Annotated in this window: 6 protein-coding genes; all 6 read right to left on the minus strand. The window is 64.9% G+C overall.

What is annotated here, in order from left to right; all coding sequences use genetic code 11:
- Nucleotides 1-324: hypothetical protein (locus AB1609_10375; GenBank protein MEW6046872.1), on the minus strand; the 324-nt coding region annotated here is incomplete at its 3' end.
- Nucleotides 321-1,178: a maltose ABC transporter permease MalG gene (gene malG / locus AB1609_10380; protein MEW6046873.1), complete on the minus strand. Its 858-nt coding sequence runs from the start codon at nt 1,176-1,178 to the stop codon at nt 321-323. The genes malG and AB1609_10375, both read right to left, overlap by 4 nt.
- The gene (gene malF / locus AB1609_10385; GenBank protein ID MEW6046874.1) at nt 1,171-2,772 is read right to left on the minus strand and encodes a maltose ABC transporter permease MalF; all 1,602 of its coding nucleotides are present in this window, start codon (nt 2,770-2,772) and stop codon (nt 1,171-1,173) included. The genes malG and malF overlap by 8 nt, the downstream gene beginning before the upstream one ends.
- 86 nt (nt 2,773-2,858) lie before the next feature.
- Complete coding sequence (malE, locus tag AB1609_10390; GenBank protein ID MEW6046875.1) at nt 2,859-4,076, minus strand: maltose/maltodextrin ABC transporter substrate-binding protein MalE; 1,218 nt, start codon at nt 4,074-4,076, stop codon at nt 2,859-2,861.
- Between the two features lie 100 nt (nt 4,077-4,176).
- The gene (locus AB1609_10395) at nt 4,177-5,238 is read right to left on the minus strand and encodes a LacI family DNA-binding transcriptional regulator (GenBank protein ID MEW6046876.1); all 1,062 of its coding nucleotides are present in this window, start codon (nt 5,236-5,238) and stop codon (nt 4,177-4,179) included.
- A 36-nt stretch (nt 5,239-5,274) separates the two neighbouring features.
- The coding region (locus AB1609_10400) for a glucodextranase DOMON-like domain-containing protein (protein ID MEW6046877.1) at nt 5,275-8,373 on the minus strand (3,099 nt) is incomplete at its 5' end.

Genomic DNA, 8,373 nt, shown 5'->3' on the forward strand with positions numbered 1-8,373 from the left:
CGCCTCCCAGTACCGGTACAGCCGGGGCTGCCCGATGGCTCGCATAGGAAGCATCCGGTCGCCGTCGAGCCCCAAAACTACCCATGCTGCCTCAACCTCCCGGCCGGTGTGCAACCGTAGCGCCACCCGTCCGCCGGCTTCTCGCCACCGCATCGCCGGCCTGGCCGGATCGTGGTAGAGCCGCTGCAGATCGACGACGGCGGGTGACGCATCCCCTTCGCTCGCCGTGGCCGGCATCCGGGCGGCCCCCGTCCACCACGCCACGACCAGCAGGGCCGCCGTAAGTGCCGATACCGTTACGCTCCGCCCCGGTTGCCCGCTCAACCCTTCACCGCCCCCCGTGTCAGCCCGGAAACGAACTGGTTGCGAAGCAGGTAGAAGATGGTCGCCACCGGCAGCGCTCCGACCAGCGAAGCGGCGGCAAAGACCCCCCACCTCGTGGAGTACTGGCCCGATACGAAGATCCGGAGCCCCACGGCAAACGTGAGGAGGCTTCTGTCCTTGAGCAGGATGCTGGCGAGGAGGAAGTCCGAGTAGGTTCCGATGAACACCAGCAGGAAGATGACGGCCAGGACGGGCCGCGACAGCGGCAGAATGACGTGCACGAACGCCTGGAACGGTGTGGCACCGTCCATCATGGCGGACTCCTCCAGCGAGCGGGGGATGGTATCGAAGTAGCCCTTGATGAGGTACGTATTGAAACCCAGCGCTCCACCGAGGTACACGAGGATGAGCCCGCCGTGGGTGTTGATGCCCAGCGACGGGACATAGCGTCCGATGGTCAGCAACATGAGGTAAAGGGCTACCATGGCCAGCATCTGGGGGAACATCTGCACGATGAGCAGTGTGAGCAGCCCGGCCCGGCGCCCCCTGAAGCGGAACCGGGAGAACGCGTAAGCGGCCAGCGCCGCCATCGTAACCGTCAGCACGGCCGATATGCTCGAGACCTTGATGCTGTTCCACAGCCACAGCCCGAAGGGGTGTGCCGGGTTCGTAAAGAGTTCGGTGTAGTGGTCAAGCGAAGGATTGCGGGGAATGAGCCGCTGTCCTACCAACGTGTTGGATGGGTTGAGCGACGCCGAGAAGATCCAGGCCACCGGAAAGAGCGCAAAAGCCACGCTGACAAGGACGGCCGCCTGACGCCACGCCTGGCCGAGTGCGCCGGGCCGGCTATACATTCTCGCTCACCCTTTCAAAGACCCCGGTCATCCGGAAGTTAATGGCACTGAGGATCGCCACGATGATGAAGATTACCATTGAGATCGCGGCGGCAAAACCGAACTGGGTGCCCTGCCCTCCCTGGAACGCGAGCCGGTAGGTGTACGAAATGAGGATGTCCGTGTGGCCTGCCGGCGTCTGCGCTCCCGCCATTGGCGGCCCCCCGCCGGTGACCAGGAAAATCACGTTGAAGTTGTTGAAGTTGAACGCAAAGGATCCGACGAGAAGCGGCGAAACGGCGATCATCAGGAGCGGTAGGGTGATGGTTCGAATGACGTCCCAGGGCCGGGCTCCGTCCACAAGGGCCGCTTCATAAAGCTCCGATGGGATGCTCTGGAGAGCCCCCAGGGTCACGATCATCATGTAAGGGTAACCGAGCCAGAGGTTGACCAGGAAAAGCGCTGCGCGCGCCCAGAAGGGATTCTGAAGCCAGGGGATACGGCCAATCCCGAAGAGCGAGTGAAGGATGTCGTTGATGACGCCGACCTCGGTGTTGAGGAGCCCCACCCACATCAGAGCGGAAATGAATGCCGGGATGGCATACGGCAGGATCAGGACGCTCCGGTAAAAGTGGCGCAGCCTCAGATAGGGGTCGTTGAGCAGGAGGGCAAGGCCGAGCCCCGCCACGAACTGGATGACGACCGTCAGACCGGCCCAAACGAAGGTCCAGACGAACACTCGCGCAAAGGGACCCGACACGGCCGGGTCGGTGAACAGCCGGACGAAGTTCTCCAGGCCGACGGGCGCAACGAAGCCGGGTTCCAGCCGGTTTCCTGCGGCATCCGTGAAGTAGCCACCTACAGCGCGATACACCGTTTGTGTCCGCAGGTCGGTCAGGGTGTCCGAAGCGGCATCGTACCGGTATGCATGGCGAGCCTCCTCGAACTCCCGGAGGCTTGCCATCCGCAGTACCCCGTCGCCCCACTCAAAGCGCGCAGACTGAAGCTGCGAAAGCCTGCGGGCCAGCTGGGAGACCGCAAGAGCCTCGAGATCCTCCAGGCGATCGACGCGCCCGTCACCGTCCGTGTCCGCGAGGCGGTCCCTTTCGGGGTCAGCCGGTCGGGCCTCACCGTTTTCAAGGATGAGCCACTGCCCCGCGCCGAGGTCCAGGACGAGCTTCAATTCTCCTGAGGGGGTTTCAAAGGCTGTGAAGGGAAAGCGACCGCCGCCGTCAGGGTTATAAAGGGCCTCTTCGAACTGGCGGACCACCTGAGACTTCGGAAGCATGTGGCCGGTGCCGAAGTTGGTAAACGCCACGACCACGGTGTACCCGATGGGGTACACGACGAGAAGCGCAAAGAACGCGAACCCCGGCCAGATGTAGCGAAGCGGGTACATCCGGCCGCTGGTGTAAACCCACGTGGTGCCGATGAGCCCGACCACCAGGGCAAGGGCCGGCCACCATGCTCCGTCCAGGTAAAACCGGGCCGCAATCCAGGCACCCAGTGCGTTCAGGAAGCCAAGCATTACCAGGGCCAGGACCTTTCCGGCCACCCTCGGCAGCCCGCGGCGGGCACGTTCTGCCCGCCCCGCGTAAGTCGCTCCCGCCCTCAAAACTCTCGCCTCCGCCATTCATGGGGTATGGAGGCGCCCGATGGCGCCTCCACACCTTTGCTCCTGCTGCCCCGCCGAACGCTCCGTTACCTGCCCGCCGCGATGGCGTCCCGGATCTGGCGGGCCGCATCCTTCATGGCGGACTCGGGGTCCTGTTCCCCGTTGACGACGAGCGTCAGCTTGTCTCCCAGCGCCCCCCAGACAACCGCCATTTCGGGGATGTTGGGCATCGGGATGCCATCCGCGGCGCTGGCGCCGAATGCAGCGATGTCGGGGTTGTCGGCAACCTCCTCAAAGGCCGTCCTGAGGGCGGGGATGCGTGGGTCCTCCTTCCAGATGGCAAGTTGCCCTTCTTTCGTCATGATGAACTTCCGCAGAAACTCCATGGCCAGCACCTTGTTGGGGCTGAACTTGTTCACCATGAACCCCTGCGCACCCACGAACGGTTTCGCGACGTTGCCGTTGAACGTGGGAATCTTGGCCACGCCGTAGCGGATGCCTGCTTTCTTGACGTTGTCGATCTCCCACGGGCCCGTCATGATCATCCCGACCTGGCCCTGGGTGAACAGGCCCTGCATGGTCTGATAGTCGGTTCCCTTGGGGACCAGGCCCTCCACGGCCAGACGCTGGATGAGCCGAGCCCCGGCGATGGCTCCGGCGTTATCCACGCCCACGTCCTTGGGGTCGAATCCCTGGCCGTTGAAGCGGAAGATGTAGCCGCCGTTGGCCGACAGGAACGGGAAAGAGTGGTACGGATCGCTGTTCGGGTAGAGAAAACCGTAGCGCTTCTTCGGCCGGTCGGTCAGCTTGCGGGAGATTTGCAGCAGCTCGTCGAACGTCTTGGGAGGCGTTGGGACCAGATCCTTGTTGTAAATGATCGCGATGGCTTCAATGGCGTACGGCACGCCGTAAAGCTTGCCGCCGTAGGTGAAGCCCTGCAGGGCAACGGGCGTGAACTGCGCGCGTTCCGAGGCCGAAAGCTCTATGGGCTCCAGCAGGCCGTTTCGTGCAAGCTCTCCCACCCAGTCGTGGGCGCCCACGATGAGGTCAGGGCCTTCACCCGTAGGAGCCGACACGCTGAAGTTCGGCCGGATGTCCCCGAAGCCGACCTCGGTGACCTCAACAGGTATCCCGTACTCTTTCTCAAATTGCTTCGCCATGGGCAGAAGTGCCGGGACCTGCGCCTCGCTCGACCAGATGGTCAGCTTGTTTGCCGCTGCGTACCCTGTTACCGTGAGGCCGGGTACGGCAGCCACAACGAGCAGGACCGCCAGAAGGCCAAGGAAAAGCCGGCTGCTCCGCATCCGTAAGTCTCCCCTTTCGTCAAGAGCGTTTGGCACCTCGGTTTTCTGTTGCCCCAGCGCGAGCCCCCATTTCCACCTCCCTTCCGCGTGCGAAAGGCATTCAGCCGGCCCTTTCGGCAGCGGGTGGCGGGGCCGTTGAACCGCGCACCACCAGCTCGACCGGCAGGATGATATGGCGCACCGGAGGGATGCGGCCGTTCAAGCGGTCGATCAATTGCCGCGCCGCCGCCTCTCCCAGTTCCCTCGCAGGAATGCGCACGGTCGTGAGCGGCGGGTTGAGGAGCTGGGCCAACGGATCGTCGTTGAACCCCACGACGGAGAGGTCTCTGGGCAGCTCGAGGCCCATCTCCCTCGCGGCCCGGCACACTCCCGCGGCGAGGACGTCATCCATCCCCACAATGGCCGTGGGCCGGTCGCCTCCCTCCAGTAAGCGCCGGGCCTCGCGGTGCCCGTGTTGCCAGGTGAACTCCCCGAGCGACACCCAGCCGGGCGGAAGGCTCAGGTTGGCCTCCTGAAGCGTCATGACAAACCCGTTCAGCCGGTCCTGCGTCACGACCAGCTCCTCGTGTCCTCCGATGAGCGCGATGCGGCGATGGCCCAGCTCGATCAGATGCGTCACGGCCAGGGCCGCAGCCTGGAAGTTGTCGTTGTTGACCCAGTAGACGGAGGGCTGGCCCGGAACGCGACCGAGCACCACGAACGGCAGCCGCTGGCGCACCAGCTCCGCGATGAGCGGATCCGGATTGCGGGAGGCCAGCAGCACCGCGCCATCCGCCCGCCGGTCCTGGAGCATGGCAAGGCACTGCTGAGCTTCTGCCTCGTACGTTTCCGCAGCGGTCACCATGATGCTGTACCCGAAATCCTGCGCGGCGCGGGCCACCCCACGAAGGGCTTCGGCAAAGAAGGGGTGCGCGAACGCCTGATCGGGCGGCCGGTAGAGTACCACGCCCAGCGTGCGGGATGACCGTGTCACCAGGCTGCGGGCGATGGCGTTTGGCCGGTAGCCCAGGCTTTCCATGGCCTCCAGGACCCGCAGGCGGGTCGCCTCGCTTATCCGCGGGTTGCCCGCCAGCGCGCGGGAGACGGTGGAGGGTGACACCCGAGCCACCCTTGCCACCTCCCGGATTGTCACCCGACGGTCAGGTTTGTTCCGGTTCAACACCCGAATTCGTACCCCCTGGGCCCGCCTTCGCCCGGGCTAGCGCCCGCCGTAGACCATCGGAACCACCGCGAGACGCTTCTCGGCTGAACGGTACTGGCTCAGAATCGCCTCCTGGGTGGTGCCTCGAGGCGCCAGCATGTCGATGACGTTCGGGTCGAACACGTCGTCCTCGCCCCCGCCGAACCGCCACTCCGCCCGGTTTGCCTTGACCTCTCGCACCCGCAGGCTATCCGCCTCGGGGTAGCCCTCCTGGCCGAGAATGAAGACCTGGAAGCCCCACGTGCTTTCCGGAGCGCCGATGGCGGCGACCGGCACGCGCACGGTGACCGAGCGTTCGGCGGAATCGACGCTGACGCGCATGCGGCTTGCGCCCTCCGGTTCGGATCCGTCTGCCGCGAAAATCTTCTGGTTCCACCCCTCGACCCAGATGGCGTACTCCCATCCCGATTCCGGCGCAAACTTCACGCGCCGGCCGCCAAGAGCTTCCGTCTTCCCCGAACCTGCCCGGTGATCCCGGTCGATGTAGATGTCGATCGTTTGGACGCTGAGGCCGACCGGCGAGTTCCAGACGTTTTGGATCTCCCCCACGAGCGAAACCTTGAAGACGACGTCGTTGCCCTCCTTGAATACCTGGAACCGCTTCATGTCAAACACGGCCGGCGTGAACACGGCGTTGCCGGGATAGACGTAGCTCCCCGGGCCATGGTCGTCACCGACAGGGTCCTCCCATTCGAGCAGGAGGTCGCCCCCGATGACTTCCGGCACCTGGAGCCGGGCGGGGCCTGTGGCAGGCAGTACGGCCTCGATGGCACCGCCGCGGACGGCGACCAGGCTCACGTTCGCCGCCTCGGCAGCCTGCAGATCGAGCGTCCCGAACGGGACCGCGACCTCCACCACCGTCGTGCGGCCTCCCTCACCGATCCCCACCGCCGCCGAACCCGCTGGCAGCGCCTCCGCCGCCTCCCATCGCCCCCCGCCGGCCGCCTTTGAGAGACTCACGGCAGGCGGATGAGCGGACAGGTCCACGCTCAGTTCCTGGGCCAGTCCATAGCCCAGGACGGTCGCGGCAGCTCCGCTGCCGCTCTCCCGGGGCACGGCGTTGACGTTCAACTGGCGCGGGTTCGACAGGTAGAAGCGCAGGATGACGCCCTGGCGGCGCAGCTCGCCGATGCGCACGTTGAGGTCGGCCCTCAGGTAGAGCCTCCCGGCATCGTTTCCGACGTAGAGGGCGTCGACAAAAGACTCCTGGCCGGCTGCCGGCTTGAACCGGAGCGCTTCGTCCCACTCGCCCGCTGCAGCCGTACCGTCTACGGTTGGCGTCATGCGCCCGGAGGCTGCCCGGTCGGGCCGGGCCGGCGCCCGCCCTATGATGGGTAGGTACAGGTATTCGGGCACCGGTTCGCCCAGTGCCTGGTAGATGTTGCGGAGATGGGTGCGGAAAAGCCCGTCGAAGGCCGCGTCATTGCCCGAGTCCTGGTCGGAGCCGTACCACCAAAACCAGTCGCTGCCCTCGGCCGCATACAGAGCCCGGCGCGCCTCGTTCATGCGCTGCTCGAAGCCCTCCTCACCGTAGTGCAGGGCCTCGTAGCGCACCATGGCCGTGCGAGCGTCGTAGAGGTAATCCCAGGCCTTGTTCTCTTCTTCTTCGCCGATCCATGTCTCGAGATTGTCGCTGATCCACGAGCCTGTCCACAGCTTTGGGATGGTCTGTGTGGGCGGATGCTCTTCCAGGTACTCCGCCACCGTTACCGGCTTCAACAGCGGATCGGAGCTGAGCCGCCGGTAGAGCCCGTCGAGGAACTCCTTGCCGTCGTTTCGGTACCATTCCCACGCGTTCTCGCCATCCAGCGCCACGGTGACTATGTGATCCCCGGGCACCCCGCTCAGGCTCTTTCTCACCCGGTGCAGGTAGCCGATGAAGTCCTCAACCGCCTGGGCTGCCGGCATACCGGAGTAGCTGAACCCGATCCTGTCGGAGAGCACGATGTCCCGGAAGAGGATGGCAACCTGACGGCCCCCCGCGGTCACCCAGTATGGCCGGTAGAGAACGTCCGGGCGCACGAGTTCACGGGCACCGCCCCGCACCTGGATACCGAGCGACTTCTCGAGGACACCCTCGCTTGAAACCATCCACTTGAAGCCAGCCTGCGTCACAAACGTCACAATATCCTGGCCGACGGCCTGCTCAGACGGCCACAGCCCCTGAGGTTCACGGCCGAACCGCTGGCGGTAAGCCTCCACCGCCGCCTGAAGCTGTGCCTCCACGTCCCCCGGCTGCGCGTAACGGTGCTGCGGGAGCTTAAGGGACGGGCTCGCGACGCGCGCGAGGTCGGTGTTGAGCAGGAGGGTCAAGATGGGGTGGTAGTACGGTGCCGTGATAACCTCAATCTGGCCGGTTTCCATCAGGCTGCGATAGACGTCCACCACCTGCGCCATGATCTCCTGATGCTTCGCCATCACGGCCTGTTTGTCCGCTTCTGTGAAATCCCGGCCCTTCGCGACGAGGCCTGCCATGGCAGCGTCTTCTCGCAGGAAGTCAGGGTCGAGCCACCCCAGGTTGAACCAGACCTGGAGGTCCCGGAAGTCCTGTACCGTGAAGCGATTCAGCGCGGCCTGGATCTCCTCGTCCGAACTGGACGTGCCACGCTTCAGCAGGAGTTCCCAGTACCGTGGGTGCTTCTTGATGATGTTGTCCCAGTTGGCGTCAAAAAAGCGGCGCAGGATGAACGCCTTGTCCTCGGGCGTTAGCTCCCCGGCCGGTTTTTCCGCAAGAATCTGGTAGACGTCGCGGGCCCCCTTCTTTACGTAGTCGTCCAGTTGCTCCAGAAGGGACGGCACCAGGTTGAAGGTCGCCTTCATGCCCGGGTAACGGCGCAGCATGGCTGCCATGTCGTAATAGTCCTTGACGGCGTGCATGCGCACCCAGGGGAGCATGTAGACGCCTTTCACCGGGTCCTTGTAATACGGCTGATGCATGTGCCAGATGAGCGCGACGTAAAGTGGCCGTTCGTCGGATTGCGCACTCCCCACGCCGGATGGCGCAGCAGCGGCCCACGCCGCCGTCAGGACGAGGACAGCCAGCGCTACAAGCGGCGCCCGCCTCCGCAGCGTCCGTACCCCCCGGCCCAGAAGACC

It is taken from the genome of Bacillota bacterium, from assembly GCA_040754675.1.
GTDB lineage: Bacteria > Bacillota > Limnochordia > Limnochordales > Geochordaceae > Geochorda.

Bases quoted from the DNA above. Each gene is read 5' to 3' on its own strand.
- malG (MEW6046873.1), bottom strand. From the start codon at position 1,178: ATGTATAGCCGGCCCGGCGCACTCGGCCAGGCGTGGCGTCAGGCGGCC.
- malE (MEW6046875.1), bottom strand. From the start codon at position 4,076: ATGCGGAGCAGCCGGCTTTTCCTTGGCCTTCTGGCGGTCCTGCTCGTT.